Source organism: Chelatococcus sp. YT9 (assembly GCF_018398315.1).
GTDB lineage: Bacteria > Pseudomonadota > Alphaproteobacteria > Rhizobiales > Beijerinckiaceae > Chelatococcus.
On sequence record NZ_JAHBRW010000002.1, the window covers coordinates 1,855,133 to 1,871,587 of the forward strand.

Annotated in this window: 14 protein-coding genes; 6 read left to right on the forward strand and 8 right to left on the reverse strand. The window is 59.8% G+C overall.

Annotated features, from left to right (window positions below; translation table 11 throughout):
- Nucleotides 1–68: 68 nt before the first annotated feature.
- The 3 genes from KIO76_RS28390 to KIO76_RS28400 form a co-directional block, all read right to left on the reverse strand.
- Nucleotides 69–821: an SDR family NAD(P)-dependent oxidoreductase gene (locus tag KIO76_RS28390; RefSeq protein ID WP_213326910.1), complete on the reverse strand. Its 753-nt coding sequence runs from the start codon at nt 819–821 to the stop codon at nt 69–71.
- Nucleotides 822–931: 110 nt separating this feature from the next.
- Nucleotides 932–1,663, reverse strand: coding sequence for an SDR family oxidoreductase (locus KIO76_RS28395; RefSeq protein WP_213326911.1), 732 nt, complete (start codon nt 1,661–1,663; stop codon nt 932–934).
- Nucleotides 1,660–2,739, reverse strand: coding sequence for a LacI family DNA-binding transcriptional regulator (locus KIO76_RS28400; protein ID WP_213326912.1), 1,080 nt, complete (start codon nt 2,737–2,739; stop codon nt 1,660–1,662). The genes KIO76_RS28395 and KIO76_RS28400 overlap by 4 nt, the downstream gene beginning before the upstream one ends.
- A gap of 228 nt (nt 2,740–2,967) precedes the next feature.
- Here KIO76_RS28400 and KIO76_RS28405 point away from each other — a divergent pair, with 228 nt between their 5' ends.
- The 4 genes from KIO76_RS28405 (at nt 2,968) to KIO76_RS28420 (ending at nt 7,084) form a co-directional block, all read left to right on the forward strand.
- The gene (locus KIO76_RS28405) at nt 2,968–4,269 is read left to right on the forward strand and encodes an ABC transporter substrate-binding protein (protein ID WP_213326913.1); all 1,302 of its coding nucleotides are present in this window, start codon (nt 2,968–2,970) and stop codon (nt 4,267–4,269) included.
- A gap of 210 nt (nt 4,270–4,479) precedes the next feature.
- Nucleotides 4,480–5,364 carry a carbohydrate ABC transporter permease gene (locus tag KIO76_RS28410; protein ID WP_249730219.1) on the forward strand — a complete coding sequence of 295 codons (885 nt, stop codon included), beginning with the start codon at nt 4,480–4,482 and terminating at the stop codon, nt 5,362–5,364.
- A 17-nt stretch (nt 5,365–5,381) separates the two neighbouring features.
- Complete coding sequence (locus KIO76_RS28415) at nt 5,382–6,254, forward strand: carbohydrate ABC transporter permease (protein WP_213326915.1); 873 nt, start codon at nt 5,382–5,384, stop codon at nt 6,252–6,254.
- 11 nt (nt 6,255–6,265) lie between these two features.
- On the forward strand, nt 6,266–7,084 hold the full coding sequence (locus KIO76_RS28420) for a sugar phosphate isomerase/epimerase family protein (RefSeq protein WP_213326916.1): 819 nt from the start codon (nt 6,266–6,268) through the stop codon (nt 7,082–7,084).
- Between the two features lie 76 nt (nt 7,085–7,160).
- Here KIO76_RS28420 and KIO76_RS28425 read toward each other — a convergent pair whose 3' ends face one another.
- From KIO76_RS28425 to KIO76_RS28435, 3 genes are all read right to left on the reverse strand, one after another.
- A complete protein-coding gene (locus tag KIO76_RS28425) occupies nt 7,161–8,333 on the reverse strand; it encodes an acetyl-CoA C-acyltransferase (protein ID WP_213326917.1) in 1,173 nt (390 codons plus the stop codon).
- A gap of 123 nt (nt 8,334–8,456) precedes the next feature.
- A complete protein-coding gene (locus KIO76_RS28430) occupies nt 8,457–9,251 on the reverse strand; it encodes an enoyl-CoA hydratase/isomerase family protein (protein ID WP_213326918.1) in 795 nt (264 codons plus the stop codon).
- 52 nt (nt 9,252–9,303) lie between these two features.
- Nucleotides 9,304–10,854 carry an AMP-binding protein gene (locus KIO76_RS28435; protein WP_213326919.1) on the reverse strand — a complete coding sequence of 517 codons (1,551 nt, stop codon included), beginning with the start codon at nt 10,852–10,854 and terminating at the stop codon, nt 9,304–9,306.
- 238 nt (nt 10,855–11,092) lie between these two features.
- Between KIO76_RS28435 and KIO76_RS28440 the strand changes: the two genes are divergently transcribed.
- Both KIO76_RS28440 and KIO76_RS28445 read left to right on the forward strand, forming a co-directional pair.
- The gene (locus KIO76_RS28440) at nt 11,093–11,884 is read left to right on the forward strand and encodes an enoyl-CoA hydratase/isomerase family protein (protein WP_213326920.1); all 792 of its coding nucleotides are present in this window, start codon (nt 11,093–11,095) and stop codon (nt 11,882–11,884) included.
- Complete coding sequence (locus tag KIO76_RS28445) at nt 11,881–13,128, forward strand: CaiB/BaiF CoA transferase family protein (protein ID WP_213326921.1); 1,248 nt, start codon at nt 11,881–11,883, stop codon at nt 13,126–13,128. Before KIO76_RS28440 ends, KIO76_RS28445 begins: the two co-directional genes overlap by 4 nt.
- Nucleotides 13,129–13,160: 32 nt before the next feature.
- On the opposite strand, the gene KIO76_RS28450 is transcribed toward KIO76_RS28445, so the two are convergent.
- Together KIO76_RS28450 and KIO76_RS28455 are read right to left on the reverse strand one after the other, a co-directional pair.
- Complete coding sequence (locus tag KIO76_RS28450) at nt 13,161–15,230, reverse strand: 3-hydroxyacyl-CoA dehydrogenase NAD-binding domain-containing protein (protein ID WP_213326922.1); 2,070 nt, start codon at nt 15,228–15,230, stop codon at nt 13,161–13,163.
- Between the two features lie 53 nt (nt 15,231–15,283).
- Nucleotides 15,284–16,444 carry an acyl-CoA dehydrogenase family protein gene (locus KIO76_RS28455; RefSeq protein WP_213326923.1) on the reverse strand — a complete coding sequence of 387 codons (1,161 nt, stop codon included), beginning with the start codon at nt 16,442–16,444 and terminating at the stop codon, nt 15,284–15,286.
- Nucleotides 16,445–16,455 lie beyond the last annotated feature (11 nt).

The following is a 16,455-nucleotide window of genomic DNA, read 5'->3' on the forward strand; positions in this document are numbered from 1 at the left end:
CCTCCTCCCTGGTGCGATTGCACGGATCCCGTCAGCCTTCGCTGCGGGCGTCTGTTGTTGCAGCTGGACTAAAAGCCGACACCGCCATTGATCTGCGTAATTTCCCCCGTGATATAGGATGCCCGATCCGATGCCAGGAACAGCACAGCATCAGCAACATCCTGTGGCACGCCTTCGCGCCGCAGGGGCGTCCGCTCGACAGCCGCCGCACGCCCCTGAGGAGTGTTGAATGTGTCATGGAAGCGCGTGCCGATGAGTCCAGGCGCGACCCCATTCACACGGATACCGCTGGGACCGACCTCCTTGGCCAGCGCCCGCACGAAGGTTGCAACGGCCGCCTTGCTTGACGCGTAATGGGATGCGCCTGGCCCGCCGCCATCGAAGGCCGCTAGCGATGACATCATGATGATCGCACCGCGACCGCGTGGCTCCATGGATTTGAGCACGGCCTGCACCACCAGAAAGGTGCTGAAGACATTGACGGAATAAGCCTCCTGCCACAGATCGAGGCTGGACTCGACACAGCGTGCCCGCCGCAGCAGTCCCCCCGCATTGGCGAACAGCACGTCGACAGGCCCTAGCTCCTGTTCGGCTTTTGCAACAACTGCGGCAACCTCATCGGGCTTGCTCATGTCGGCCTGATAGCCGCACGCGACCTGCCCGCGTGCAGCGCATTCCGCTTCGATCGCCTGAGCCTCAATTTCACTGGTGACATAGGTGAACGCGACTTTGGCGCCCGCTTGCGCAAAGGCCCTAGTCGTGGCGCCACCAATTCCCGAAGCACCACCGGTGATCAGAACAACCTTTCCGGAGAAGTCCATGTGTTTGTTCCCTGTCTATGTGGCGACGCACCTCCGCAGTGAGATGCCACGCGCAACTTCATGCTCAACCAGCACCGGGGACGTCTCGGAGACCTTGAACACGGTGAGTCTCAGCGCTGGCTTGGTCCGATATGCAGTTCCGCGACATGCGCTCGGGGTGGCAGGCGCATGATGAACAGGCATGCCGCGGCGACATCCTCCGGCCGTAGGGCGGAGGCGCGCGCCTCCGGTGTGACGGGGGTGGGCCGACGATCAAGAAGCGGGGTGTCTGTCATGCCCGGCAAGATCGCGCTTGCGCGAATGCCGTTCTGCCATTCCTCTTCCATCAGGGCATGCGTCAACGATAGCACGCCGGCTTTCGTGGCTTGATACGCTGCTCCGGACTTGTCGGGTTTGCGCGCAGCCGTGGAGGCGATGTGAATGATCAATCCATTCTTGCGGACGCGCATCTTCGGCAGGAATACCTTCGATAGATTGAACGCCGCGGTGAGATTGCTGTCGATCATCTGTGCCCAGCTATCGGACGTCAGCTGATCGAAGGCGCGCTCGGGAATGTTCGTGCCTACCGAGTTGACCAACGTATCGACCATTGAAAGATCCACGCCGGACACTACCTGCGCCAGCGCAGCCGCGTCCGACGCATCAGCGGCAAGCGTTGCGGCCGCCTTGCAGTTTGGTGCCGCGTCGCGGACCAAGGCCGCGGTCATGTCGAGCGCGGCTTTGTTCCGCCCAAGAAGAATGAGCGCGGCCCCCGCCCGAGCGCAGGCGATCGCGGTCGCGCGTCCCATGCCGCTGCTCGCTCCCGCGATGAAGATCGTACGGCTCTCCAAGTCCCGGCTCATGCCCGCCCCTCCCTGAGCTCGCCAGCCGATTGTTCGCGGCGAGCCGTGATGCGTGCCCGCGCGGTCGACCCGCGAACGATCAATTGCGGCGGCACGTTGATAAAAGCTTCGTCCGCAGAAATCTCATCACCCTCGACGCGTCGGATCAACAATCCGACAATCTGTTCAGCCATCGCCAACACCGGCTGGCGAATAGTCGTAAGGGGGGGATAAACAATCTCCGCCATCGCAATATCGTCAAAGCCAACGATGGAGATGTCGTCCGGCACACGATAGCCGAGATCACGAGCCCCAGCATATGCACCAAGCGCATACATATCGTTACCGCAGATCACCGCCGTTGGCGGCAATTCGCGACTGAGAAGCTCCCTGATGCCAATCCGGCCGAGCTCGGAGCCTTCCATATCGCCAAAGCCGATGACGCCGCCGCCCTGCCAACGCAGCTCGTCCGGAAGCTCCAGCCCAGCGCGCGCCAGCGCGGCACGCACGCCGCTGACGCGATCGATGCGGCTGTTGGTCTTGATTGGGCCAGTTACGACACCGATCCGCTTGTGTCCAAGCCCCATCAGATGCTGCGCGGCAAGCATGCCGCTCAGCTCCTGGTCGACACTTATGCCGCAGGTGACACACTTCTGATCGTCGCCGCCGATGCGTTGATCAAAGGCAGCTATCTTTAGCCCCCGTCCGACGAGATCGCGTAGGTGGTCGAAATTGAGCGGGGAGGACCCCAGAATGACGCCGGTAACGCCTGAGCCAAGCAGCGCCTCCGCATAACGGGCTTCAACCTCGCGATCGCGCTCCGCGTTACAGATCAGCAAACGGTAGCCATGGTTGCGCGCCGCGCGCTCGACATGGTGTGCGACCGCGCCCCAGAAAGGATTGGCTGCGGACGGAATGATGAGCCCGAGGGACATATTCAGTCCAGACTTGAGCTGACGCGCCGCGCTGTTGGGCGTATACTTAAGCCCCTCAATGGCATCCAGAACACGCTGGCGCGTTTCGGGGCGCATCTTGTTACCCCGCCCATTGATAACATTCGACACGGTGCTGGCCGACACTCCCGCGACCTTTGCCACATCATGAATTCCCGGCATTTCCCCACCGCACTGAACACCCGTATCTGTTTACTGCAACGATTTACCGATACGGTCGATCCAACAACTTGTCAAATGCCATAACCACTAAAAAAGTCGAGCCAGCTCGGTCAAGAAACGAGGAAATCGGCAGGTTGACGCCCCGCTCATTTTGGTGTTTCGTTGCACTAAGACGACCGGCTACAGGTCCGTATAACGGGGAGGAAACCCATGTCGGTGGAAATGAACCGGCGCGCCCTGCTGCGCCAAGGTGCGAGCCTGATTGGCGCAGCCGCCGCCTCCAGCTTACCGCTTGCTTCCAGTTTCTCTCAGGAAAAAGTCCGCGTACGCTTCGCCGGCTATGTTGAATCCCAGGAGCAGCTGACCCAAACCCTGGCGGCACTCAAACTTTATACGCAAAAGAATCCCAACGTCGAAATCATCCCGGAGTTTACCAGTTTCGGTGCATTCACGGACAAGATTGCCACGGAAACAGCGGGTGGAAATTCACCTGATATGTTTAGCGTCAACGTTGATCTTTTAGCTGAATACGCGCGACGTGGAGTAACCACGCCGCTCGACAGCTATATACCAAATCCGATAAATTTGTCCGATTACCTCCAGAGTGCCGTCAATGCCGCGAAGTTCGACGGCAAGCAGTACGCCATCCCGAACGACGCTATTGGCCCTGCCATCATAACCAACGCGTCTGCCTTCGAAAAAGCTGGGGTCAAGATTCCAGCGGACATGTGGACCTGGGAGGAACTGGCCGAGACAGCAAGTGCTTTGAACAAGGCCCTTGGACCGCGGTTCTGGGGCGTCGAAGACGCGGGCGGGAATTATATTCCCTGCGATATCTTTCTGCGTTCGCGCGGAAAATCAATGTTCACGCAGGATCACCGCCTAGGTTTCGAGCTTGAGGACATGGAGGCTTGGTACGCCTATTGGCAGAAGCTGCGCGATACGCGGGCGACTCCACCCGGCGACGTACAGGCCCTCGCAGGCAATGACGACCCCAGCACCTCGGGTGTCGTCGCCGGCCGGGCAGCAATGAATATTACGCTGACTGACAGTTTTGCCGGCTTCCAGGCCCTTACGCAGGATAACCTTATTCTCCATATGATGCCCAACGGCTTCCGTGGCGGAGAGATGAAGCAGAGGCATTACTGCTACGCCGGCAACTCCACGACTGTCTCCGCTAAATCCGCAAACCAGAAGCAGGTCATTGATATTATCCGCTTCATGCATTTGGACCCCGACGGCGCAAAGACCTACTATGTCGGCAGCGGCATGATCCCCTGTTCAAAAGCCGCTCGTGACGCCTTTGCGGCGACCGGTTCGGAGGCCGATCGCAAGATCATCGCTTATCTGGACGTCCTGCAGAAGGAGCCGGCCGCGCCCCGCTATCCTGGCGTTCCCGGCATGACGGGCATGCTGACGCGCGCCAATGAGGGCGTCGCCTTCGGCAAGCTCACGCCAAAACAGGCAGCGGAGCAATTCGTCAGAGAGGTCAGCGCGCGACTGAAAAAATAGCTGCACAGCCGTCGCGCCTCTTTGCCCTGGCAGCTTCAGGCTTCTAGTCAAACGCCTTGGAAGTTCGAGCCGAATACCGCAAGGGCCGTCTAACGGCCCTTGCATCGATCCCCACATGGATGAGTAGCCATGAGCTTGATCGTGCAGGAGAAACTCCCTGCCACCGCAATAACGGCACATCCCGTCCACCGCGGGCGCGCAAAAGTCGGCATGGACGCCAACAACAATGTTGCAGCCTTTGTTTTTTTATCCCCATGGCTGCTGGGCATGATCTGTCTTACGCTCGGACCAATCCTGGCGTCGTTCTATCTCTCTTTGACAAGCTATGACATGTTTTCCGCGCCGAAATGGATCGGCTTCGACAACTATATCAAAATGGCTTTTGAGGACGGGCGATACTATCAATCGCTTAAAGTCACTTTCTCCTACGTTCTCCTGTCCGTCCCGCTCAAGCTAGCCTTCGCTCTCGGAATTGCGATGCTCCTCAACCGCGGCCTGCGCGGGCTGGGCTTCTACCGCTCTGTTTTCTATCTTCCTTCCCTGCTCGGCGGCAGCGTGGCCGTCGCCATCATGTGGCGGCAGGTCTTTTCCTACGACGGCATCATCAACCAGATCTTGATGAAATTCGGCATTGATGGCCCCAGCTGGATCACCAGCACGGACTATGCGCTTTATACATTGGTCGCGCTCGCCGTCTGGCAGTTCGGATCACCGATGGTGATTTTCCTCGCTGGCCTAAAGCAAATTCCGCAAGATATTTACGACGCGGCGGAAGTCGACGGCGCCGGCCCGGTCCGCAAGTTCATGAGCATTACGATTCCTATGCTGACTCCTATCATTTTCTTCAACTTCGTTATGCAGATCATTGGCGCGTTCCAGGCCTTCACCCCGGCTTATATCATCAGCGGTGGCAAAGGGGGGCCAGCCGACGCGACGCTATTTTACACCCTCTATCTCTACGAGCAGGCTTTTACCAATTTTCAGATGGGCTATGCCTCGGCCATGGCCTGGGTGCTGGTCGGCATCATCGGAACTGCCACCGCCGCATCCTTTCTGTCGGCGCGCTACTGGGTGCATTATGGCGACGAACGTTGAGGCAAGGGAGACGATGGATGACCGATGCCACCGCGATATCGGGCGCAAGCCGGCACAGCCTTATAAACTGGCGGGGACTGGCCATTCACGCGGGCCTTATCGCGGCCGCCCTCGTGATGATCTATCCGCTACTCTGGCTAGCGAGCAGCTCTGTAAAGCCGTCCAACCTCATCTTCTCTGATCTCAGCTTATGGCCCACCCGGTTTAGGCTTCAGAACTACGTCGACGGCTGGCGCGGCGCGGCACTGCCCTTCAGCACATTCTTTCTCAATTCATTTATAATTGCTGGCCTTGCTGTGGTGGGTAATGTCTTCGCCTGCAGCATGGTCGCCTATGCGTTCGCGCGCCTCAATTTCGCATTCAAAAAAACGTTGTTCGCGTTGATGATGCTAACCATCATGATCCCGCTCCACGCCACGCTCATTCCGCAGTATGCGCTCTTTTACAGCCTGGGGTGGGTCAATACCTTTCTTCCTCTCGTCGCGCCCAAATTTCTCGCCGTTGACGCTTTCTTTATTTTTCTCATGGTGCAGTTCATTCGTGGGATTCCGCGAGAACTCGACGAAGCGGCGACCGTCGATGGCGCCGGACCAATACGTATTTACTGGTCGATTATCCTGCCGTTACTCACACCGGCCTTGGTCACAACAGCGGTTTTTTCCTTCATCTGGACCTACGAGGATTTTCTGTCGCCGCTGGTCTATCTCACGTCGATGGATAAGTATACCGTTCCGCAGGGATTGAATCTCCTGATGTCGTCCAAGGGGGCGTCTTCGTGGGGACCGCTACTTGCCATGTCTCTGCTGTCCCTCGTGCCGCTCTTCGTCGTTTTCTTCATCTTCCAGCGGCGGTTGATTGAGGGTATCGCGGCGACGGGACTGAAGGGTTAGGGAGATCATCTATGTGCGCGGTGCCCATTACGGTCTTCACCAAACCCTGGCTTTCCGAGAGTTTGCCTGAACTCGCCGACAAGCTCGCGGCCATCGGCCTTGATGGCGTTGAGCTCGCGGTGCGTCCGGGCTACCAGGTAACCCCCGAGACTGCAGCCGCCGGCCTGCAGGACGCGTCGAGGATATTCGCAGCGCGTGGCCTGACGATTGCAAGCATTGCGAGCGCCGCGGATGTGGCGATGATTGCAGCTTGCGGCGACGCGGGCATACCACTGATCCGCGTGATGGCGCCGATCGACATGCAGATTGGCTATCGCCAAGCTCTGGAGAACCATCAGCGAAGCTTTGACGCGCTTTTGCCAGCGCTTGACAGGCACAATGTTACCATCGGCGTCCAAAATCACTACGGCTTCTTCATCGGGAGCAGTACCGGGCTCCTTCATCTGCTTGGACGATATGAGCCTCGCCATGTCTGTGCAGTCCTCGATATGGCCCATTGCGCGCTGGATGGCGAGCCTGTCTCTCTGGCGGTCGACATCATCAAGGATCATCTTTACGGTCTGGTAAACTTCAAAAGTGCCTACCGGACCCGCGTCAATGGTCCGGAGGACGAGGCTTTATTCAAGGTCAGATGGACCACGCATCGCCACGGCGCCTATTCCTGGGGCGAATTTGCCGATTGTCTGCACCGAATTGGCTTCCGGGGAACCTTATGTCTGCCCGCGGAATACTCGAATCCCGACGGCGGCCCCCAGCGCATGGGCGATGATGTCCTTCCGTTCCTCAGGAAAGACCTCGCCCATCTGCGTGAACTCACCGCCCATTGGTAGCTCATCTCTCCACGCGTATGCACCGCTTCCCTGAGCCCGACGGCAGAGCAAGCCTTGCGTGAAACGGCCGAGCCCTTCAGCGCATCTGGAACAGCCCGGCCGCGCCCATGCCTCCCCCCACGCACATTGTCACCACTCCCCATCGCGCTCCGCGCCGCCGTCCCTCGACCAGGAGATGCCCAGCAAGGCGCACGCCCGACATCCCGTAAGGATGCCCGATGGCGATCGCTCCGCCATCGACATTAAGCCGTTCCGAGGGCAAGCCAAGAACACGCGCGCAATGCACGACTTGGCTTGCAAAGGCCTCGTTCAACTCCCACAAGTCGATATCATCGACGCTCAAACCGAACCGTTTAAGGAGCTTTGGTACAGCGAGTACCGGCCCGATGCCCATTTCGTCCGGTGCGCATCCGATGGTCGCGAACCCCCGAAAAATTCCGAGCGGCTCAAGCCCGCGCGTCTCCGCCTCGCGCTCCGACATCATCGTCACGGCCGCCGAACCATCGGAGAGCTGGCTCGCATTCCCAGCCGTAACCGTGAATCCCCGCCCACGGACAGGCGCAAGACCAGCCAATCCTTCGGCCGTCGTGTCGGGACGGTTCCCCTCATCCCGCACAAGTGAAGCCGCTCGGCTCAAAGGAGAAAGGGCATCATCCCCCGCCTGCAGGGGGGCTATTTCGGCGTCGAAACGACCGGCAACTTGCGCGGCGCTCGTCCGGCGCTGGCTTTCCAGCGCATAGGCATCCTGGTCCTCTCGCGAAACTCGATAACGCCGCGCAACGACCTCTGCTGTATCGATCATCGGCATGTAGATGTCAGCTAGATGCGCTGCAAGCCATTCTTCTTGCCGAAGGTTGGGGAACTGAGGATCGAGCTGAAGAGAGATGGTTTCAGTACCAGCCGCAACGGCCACGCTGATGTCGCCCGCCATGATCCGATGAGCGACGGTCGTGATAGCCTGCAGTCCTGACGCGCAAGCGCGCGTGACGTTGGCAGCAGAAATCGAAGTTGGAAGCCCGGCCCGCAAAGCCGCCAGCCGCGCCATGTTGCCGATGGCCGGCCCTGCGGAAACCGCCGAGCCATTGACGACCTCCTCGACAACGGCCGGCTCAATGCGAACACGCGAGAGAGACTGGGCAACAGCATGCCCGCATAGCGTTGCGGGATGGAGCCCGGACAGGGCGCCACGTCCGGCCTTGCCGATGGGCGTACGCGCGAACGATACAATGACTGCCGTTTCCGCGGTCATCCCTCACTCCATGGTTGCTGGTGTTGCGCCTCGCGCAGCATCGAACGTTGACGGTTCCCGAGATTGCCGTTCGATCGCTCAGAAGACGTTCGTGACATTCCTGTCGTTTTCCGAGGCAGGGATCTAGCGTCCCTGGAAACGAGGAGCGCGCCGCTCACGAAACGCCGCAATAGCTTCTCGATGGTCATCCGTCTGGCCGGATAGCGTCTCTGCCACGAGCCCTGCATCGAGGATGGCAGAGGCGAGCTGCTTCAACCCAATATTGATCGTCGACTTGGTCGACCGAATTGCCAGCGTTGCACCACGGGTTAACCGCTCGGTCCATTCCTCGACCTTGGCTTCGAGCTCTGCAGGCGGTACCGCAAAATTGATGAGGCCCATGCCGCACGCATCCTGAGCCGTTATCAGGTCACCTGTCATGAGATACTGCTTGGCTCGTACGTATCCGATGAGTTGGGGCCAAATGACAGCCCCACCATCGCCAGCAACGAGGCCCACCTTGACGTGTGGATCACCGATCCGTGCTGTGTCCGCAGCGATGATGATGTCGCAGAACAAGGCGATGGTGGCACCGAGACCCACGGCGTCGCCATTCATGCGGCAAATGATAGGCTTATCACAGTCGAGCAGACCATTGATGATCTGCTTAGCTTCGCGCACTGAGCGCGCGAAGCGCGCCGGATCTTCATGACAAGCACTGAGATAGTCGAGATCGCCACCGGCGCTGAAGGCGTTGCCGGCGCCGGTCAATACGATCACATCCGATTGAGCATCTGAAGCCAGGTCCTGAAACAGACATGATAGATCGTGATGCAGCTCTCCGCCCACCGCGTTCAGTTTTTCCGGTCGGTTGAGCGTGACACGCAGGACGCGTCCCTTCCTCTCAAAGAGGATCTGCTTGTAGTCGTGCTTGAACACTTCGCGGGGATCCTCTTCGCTTACGTATCAGACTGGCGGAGCGCATGTGAGATTATCGCAGCTGGAACTTCTGCACCTTCCCCATCGAGTTGCGGGGCAACGCCTCGATGACCTCGACAAAGCGCGGCACTTTGTAGTTTGCCATCGTTTTCCGGCACCAGGCCGTAAAATCTCCTGTGTCAAACGTGCTCGCATCGCGCGGCACGACGAAAGCCTTGCCAACCTCCCCCATACGGTCATCCGCGACGCCTATCACCGCCACCTCCCTTAGGCCGGGATACGCGAGCATGAGCTTTTCAATCTCTGCCGGGTAACAGTTAAAGCCTCCCACAATGAACATATCTTTCAGTCGATCAGCGATCCGGAGATAGCCCGCTTCGTCGAGCGAACCAATATCCCCGGTCTTCAGCCAGCCATCGACAGTAAAGGCCTTGTGAGTCTCCTCGGCATCCTCGAAGTAGCCGGACATGACATTGTGACCCCGCACTTGAATCTCGCCGGCTTCGCCTATTGGAAGGGGCCTGTCGAGCTCATCGGCACAGCGGATCTCGACGCCATCAATGGCGCGGCCGGCCGTCGTCGCGATAAGTTCTACCGGATCATCCTGCCGGCTCATCGCGACGAGAGCGGAGGATTCCGTCAGTCCATAAGCGTTGACCACAATGTCAACACCGACATCCTGCTGGAGTGCCTTGATCAATTGCGGAGAAACCATGTTGGCCCCTGTCGCGACGCTGCGCAGACTTGAAATGTCACGCCCCGCCGTCTTGTTCAGGTCGAGTAATGATGAGAATATCGTCGGCGGCCCTCCCATGACCGTGATCTTTTCTGCCTCGATCATCTCGAGCGCCTTGGGCGCGTCAAAGGTTTGTACAGGGTACATTGTCGCCCCTTTGAGAATGGACGCGACAACCCCGGCCTTGAACCCGAACGAGTGGAACATCGGAGCGATGATGAGGTACCGATCTCCTGCAGTAAGGCCTGTTCCGTCAGCCCATAAACTGTAAACCCGGACGATCTGGCGGTGTCGCAACATGACACCCTTGGGAAAGCCGGTTGTTCCGGACGTGAAAATGATCTCTGCGACATCATCCGGGGCCACGGCACGCGCGGCGACCCGAGCCGCTGACTTCGCGCTCGCGTCAACCGCGGCCAATGCGCTATCCCATTCGCCTCCACCCTTGAAATCAGTTTGGAGCCGCACGGCAAGTTCGGGCAGCTCCTGCCCATCGAGCATTGCCAAATAGTCGACCCCAAGGAAGCTTTGCGGAGCGAGCACCGCCCGCGCGCCCGCCTTTCGGAGCATATAGGCGGCTTCCTGTGCCTTAAGCCGTGTGCTAATGGGCACGATGACCGCGCCGATCAGCGTGATGCCCAACGCCGCCTCGATCCATTCCGCCGAATTGGGAAGCCATACGGCAACCCGGTCGCCTTTGCCGATCCCACGGCGCTGCAGCACTGCCGCGGCCGGGAGCGCACGATCGAGAAGCGCTATGTAGCTGATAATTCTCGAATCTGCGACAATCGCAGCTGCTGGGCCGTGAGCGTCAGCTGCAGCGAACAGCACCTCGGGAATAGTTTGCTGGCCGGGAGACATGGACATCTCTCCCCCTCCTATGGGACCCACAACGTTCCTCCTCAATTTTTGTACACTTGTTAGAATAATACTGTCAACGGCCTCACGTCGGTGTAGTCCCCCACTCGCAGAATCTCTTATACAGGCCCATTTTCCACCCGCACTTGAAATTTCGCGATAGAGCCCCTTGTCAATCCACCTCCCCATCAATTAACTAACTAATGTTAGAAAATATTCCTTTGCCCTGCAGAGGAGGAGTCGGTGCATGGCTAAGGTCATAGACGAAGTCCTCGATCGTGCTGTCGCAAGGATCGTCCTGCACGATCCAGAGTGCCGGAACGCACTGGATGGGCAGACGCGTGCGGACCTCGCACAAGCCCTGCAGCGCTTGAACGCCATTCCCCGCGTGCGGGCTATCGTAATCGGCGCCGACCGGGGCAACTTCTCGGTCGGCGGTGATCTCTCGCACGTGGCTGAACACGTCGCCGGGCAAAGTGCACACCGCACCATGCTAGCAGTGACTGAACTCGCGCTGCAGCTTCACAACAGCCCCAAACCTTTAGTGGCAGCTGTAAGTGGCTATTGTCTCGGAGCTGGCGCCGGCTTAGCCCTGCTGTGCGACGAGATCGTGATGGCTCGAAGCGCGACCATCGGATTCCCCTTCCTGAAACTTGGGGTTCTGCCGGATTGCGGCATCACCTTTAGCCTACCCCGCCGCATCGGTGGTGTGGCGGCACGGCGAGCGCTGATCGACGCGCGAAACTTTCAGGCCGATGATGCTCTAGCCAGCGGTCTTGTTGACGCGGTGGCGGACGACGGCGCCCTTTGGAATGTGGCGCTGGCCCGGGCAAGAACGTTGGCCGAGATGCCCGCTCATGCCCTCCTGCAACTCCGCAGGATGCTGCGCGCTGATCCTGCGACACTACCGGCCGCGCTCGATCTCGAAGCCCTCAACCAGTCGATCTGCTTCGGCTCGGAAGACCTCGCCGAGGGATTGGCGGCTTTTCGAGAAAAACGCCGGCCCGACTTCCTCAAGGCAGACGGCCTGCATCCATGACGCAGTCAGCCTGTGGCGCGCAGCAGGGGGGCGCCGAGATTTCAGTTCTCGCCGGGCTGAGGGTGCTGGATTTCAGCCGTTACATCGCTGGGCCCTATTGTGCCTCCATACTCGGAGACCTCGGCGCGGAAGTCATCCGGATCGAGCCGGTCGGCGGCGGTGAGGATCGCAAACTGGTGCCCGTGACCCCGCGCGGGGATGGCGCACTCTTTCTCCAGCTCAACCGCAACAAGAAATCGGTGGCTCTCGACACTGCTTCCGAGCAGGGCCGGAAAATCATGGAGGCCTTGATACGGACGGCCGATGTCGTTGTCACCAACATGCCGGTCAACGCTCTGGCGCGCTACGGGCTTGATTACCCCACATTGCGCGCCTTGAAGCGGAATATCATCGCGACCAACCTGTCCGCTTTCGGCATCAGGGGGCCGCTGTCCATGAAGACCGGCTTTGATGCTGTCGCGCAAGGGATGAGCGGCGCTGCGTTTCTGGGAGGACAGAGCGAACATCCTTCCCGGTCCGCCAGCTCGTATGTCGACTACGGCACAGGCCTCGCCGGCGCCGTAGGCACCCTTGCCGCACTTATTCATCGCTCCCAAACAGGTGAAGGGCAGAACGTTCAGGCCTCGCTTTTGGCAACGGCCATGACTTTCATCAATGCGGCTCATATCGAAGCTGCGGCTACGGGTGTTGACAGGAAGCCCTTCGGCAACCGTAGCCCGTTCTCGGCACCGTCCGATCTCTTCCCAACACAAGATGGCTCGGTTGCCGTGCAGGTGGTGGGCAACGCCATGTTCAGGCGATGGTCACGGCTCGTTGGCAGGCCCGAGTTGCCGTCGGACCCGCGCTTCGCTTCCGACTCCTCGCGTGGACGCAACAGCGAGCCACTCTCGCAGATCATGAGCGACTGGACCGCCATGCGGACAAGCTCAGCCGCCATTGCTGCGCTTGAGGAGGCTGGCATTCCTGCGGGCCCGGTTCTCTCGCCACGCCAAGCGATCACCGACCCTCAAATCGCCGCGAGCGGCGCGCTTGGCGCCGCCGCTATAACAGGCGCGTTCGGGACACTGCCGGTCGCCAATCTCCTCGTTCAGCTGGACGGCCTTGCGCCGAGCTTGCGTGCACCGGCGCCTGGACCGGGCGAACACACCATCGAGATCTTGCAGGAAATCGGCGTTTCTGCCGACCGGATCGCCGCCCTGATGCAAGAGGGTTTCGCCAGTGCTCCAGAAGGCGCACCCGCATAGTCATAGGCCGTGGTTCGACGTGGCGACCAGCGTCACGCGCCCTCAGCCCACACGCGGCCTTCGCTCGCCAACCGGGCTAGAAGAGCCGCCGGCTTAAAGTGCTCGTGTCCTGTCGCCTCATAGTAAGCCGTCAGGCGGTTCACAATATGCGGCAGGCCCACGTTGACGGCCCAATGCATCGGACCGCCACGTGCCGCGGGGAAGCCGTAGCCGTTCACCCAGATGACATCAATGTCTGACGCGCTGCGCGCGATGCCTTCCTCGATCACCAGGGCGCCTGTATTGACCAAAGGGTAGTGCGTGCGTTCGATGATCTCCCCGGCCGGCACCAGTCGCTGGCTCACACCAGCCGCATCTGCCATGCGGCGGATCAGGGCCTCAACATCGGGGTCCGGCGCGCCGCGCCGTGCACCGTCGGGATAAAGATGAAAGCCGCGACCACTCTTCTGGCCAAAGCGTTGAGCTTCGCACAGCGCATCAGCGATAGGCGCTGTCTTACCGTGAGCCTTTCGGTTACGCCAGCCAATGTCGAGCCCAGCAAGATCGGTCATCTCGAACGGTCCCATGGGCCAGCCGAAGTCGCGAAATGCCTGATCGATCTGTGCTGGCATAGCGCCCTCGAGCATCAGACTTTCCAGCTCCGCAGCGCGCGCAGCGAGCATGCGGTTTCCGACGAAGCCGTAGCCCACCCCCACGACAACCGGCAGTTTGCCTATACGTTTCGCGACGGCCATGGCGCTGGCGACGACATCAGGCGAGGTTTCGGCCCCGCGGACGACCTCAAGCAATTTCATGACGTTGGCGGGTGAAAAGAAATGCAGGCCAATAACATCGCGGGGCCGGCCACTAGAGGCGGCGATCTCGTCCACGTTTAGCCAGGACGTATTTGTCGCCAGAACCGCGCCGGCAGGCATGATATTCCCGAGTGCCGCAAAAATACTTTTCTTCAGCGCCATGTCTTCGAAGACGGCCTCAATAATCAGCTCGCATCCGACGAGCGCCTCAAGACCAACAGCACCGGTTATTCTGGCGAGCCGCGCAGCGGCCTGCGATTGGCCGAGCGATCCGCGACGCAGGGAACCCGCGTAGCTATCGGTAATAGCCGCGAGCCCCCGCTGCAACGCCTCATCTCCCTCCTCGGCGAGCACAACTGAAAAGCCAGCATTGAGGAATGCCATGGCAATGCCGCGCCCCATCGTGCCGGCACCGATCACACCCACCTTCCGGACCTCACGGACCGCTCCTGCGCAGTCGTATTTTCCTGCCTTCCGCTCGGCGAAGAAGAGATGCCGTAGCGCCTGAGATTCCGCCGAAGCGACCAACTGGAGGAAAAACTCCCGCTCTGCCGCGAGCCCCTCATCAATCGGCATGATCAAGGCGTTCCTGATGGAAACCGCGGCCAACTCGGGAGCACGCATCCCCCGCTTCTTGGCGAGAGCGGCCTGGCAAGCGATATCAAAGCTGGCGACATCCCGCATCGCTTCCGCGATTGCCTCCTCGCGATCGCGCACGGCTACATGACGACCGCCAAGTTCGACGCGGGCTCGAGCAAGGGCGATCGCGTCGTGCACAACATTGCCTTCCGAGACCGCATCCACGAGTCCAACATCCGCCGCCTCGCGCGCATCGAGAACACGTCCACCAACGATCATATCGAGCGCCTTGAGTGGCCCCACCAATCGCGGCAGACGCTGTGTGCCTCCCGCACCAGGAATGATCCCCAGCCGAACCTCCGGCAAGCCCAGTTTCGCGGCGGCATCGGCGACACGATAATGGCAGGCCATTGCCACCTCGAGCCCCCCGCCGAGAGCGCTGCCATGGATTGCGGCGACCGTGGGCCTCTCAATACTTTCCAAAAGAGCGATGATGTCAGCCACTGTCGGCGTTTGAGGAGGCTTTCCCAGTTCCGCGATATCTGCACCAGCTATGAAGGTTCCAGCGCCTGTAAGAACGATGGCTCTGACATCCTGGGCGCCGGAGAGATCCGTCAGAGCAGCAAACAGATTTCTGCGCAGCCCGAACGAAAGAGCGTTAACCGGCGGATTATCGAGGGTAACGACGGCAATACCGTCATGGACGGCGACAGACGCATGGATTGACATGGAGGTCTCCGCATAGGCGCGAGCGCGATTACTCTTCCGTATGTGCTGTCACGTTAGTATGATCTCGGAAGAAGAAGTACTTTCTCGGCGACGAAATTAAGAATCATCTGCGGGCTGATCGGCGCGATCCTTGGTATAAGGCTTTCACGTAGATAACGTTCAACGTGATATTCTGCCGAATACCCCATTCCGCCGAGTGTCATGACCGCGGTCTGGCAGCTCTCGTAAGCTGCTTCGGCTGCTAGGTACTTGCCTGTATTGGCCTCGGCGCCGCAATCCTCACCGGCGTCATAGAGGCGCGCCGCTTCCAGGACCATCAGCCATGCGGCTTCCAAGTTCATCCAGCAACGCGCCAAGGGATGTTGGATGCCTTGGTTCTGTCCAATCGGCCGATCGAAGACAACGCGCTCGCGTGCGTAGGCAGAAGCCCGTCGAAGCGCCGCATGCCCGAGCCCAACTGCCTCGGCGGCGATAAGGATACGCTCCGGGTTCATACCATGCAGGATTTGTTTGAAGCCGGCCCCCTCTATCCCAATCAGGTCACATGCCGGAACCTCGACGCGGTCCAGAAAGAGCATGTTGGAGTCAACGGCATGACGACCGTGCTTATGAATGGCACGCACCTCGATTTTGGCGCGATCGAGATCCGTGTAGAAGAGGCTGAGGCCGCGTGTACTGCCCTTCTCTGCCTCACTCGTGCGGGCCAAAATCAACATCTTGTCCGCGGTCTGAGCCGTTGAGATCCAGATTTTCTGGCCGCTGAGCAGATATCGCTCGCCCTCCCGCACCGCGCGAGTCTTGATGCGGGTCGTGTTGAGCCCGACGTCAGGTTCTGTAACGGCGAAGCATGCCTTTTCCTTCCCTTGGATAAGCGGCGGCAGAAAACGCTCCTTCTGTTCATCTGTTCCGAATACGACGACGGGCTGGAGCCCAAAGATGTTCATATGCACCGACGATGCCCCAGACATGCCAGCGCCAGATTGGGCTATCGTGCGCATCATAATGGCGGCCTCGCTGATACCGAGACCTGCGCCGCCATAAGCCGTGGGCATGGCTATGCCCAGCCAGCCGCCACTGGCGATAGCCTGGTAGAAGTCGTGAGGAAAGGCTCCCTCTTGGTCCTTGGACAGCCAGTAGCTGTCGTCAAAATCACCGCAGATCCGCCCAACAGCATCCTCGATCTCACGATGTTGATCGCTCTTGCTGAATGCCATCGTTTCTCTCC